This window comes from Pseudomonas sp. SIMBA_041, from assembly GCF_046535095.1.
GTDB lineage: Bacteria > Pseudomonadota > Gammaproteobacteria > Pseudomonadales > Pseudomonadaceae > Aquipseudomonas > Aquipseudomonas mucoides.
Map to the genome: position 1 here is coordinate 1 of NZ_JAWRXJ010000685.1, position 250 is coordinate 250.

Genomic DNA, 250 nt, shown 5'->3' on the forward strand with positions numbered 1-250 from the left:
GCTATTGAACTGGCGATTGTTCCAATAGCAGGTACAGCGAGGCGCTTGGTCATGCCTGGGGCAACGGCCTATTTATCCCAACTCCCCGGACACCCCTGGCACCCCTCCATATTGGCATCCTGAAAATTCCCATAGTGCTGCCGCGCCCCGCGCAGGTCGGCTCCTTCCAGATTGCTCTCGCCAAACTTCGCTTCCTGCAGATTGGCATCGCTCAGATCGGCCCCTTGCAGATCCGCCTTGCTCAACCAGG

General features: G+C 58.8%; 1 protein-coding gene. It reads right to left on the minus strand.

The window, feature by feature from the left end:
* Positions 1-68 precede the first annotated feature (68 nt).
* Positions 69-250 (minus strand): pentapeptide repeat-containing protein (locus tag SB725_RS32865; protein ID WP_410923656.1); only part of this gene is annotated, 182 nt, incomplete at its 5' end.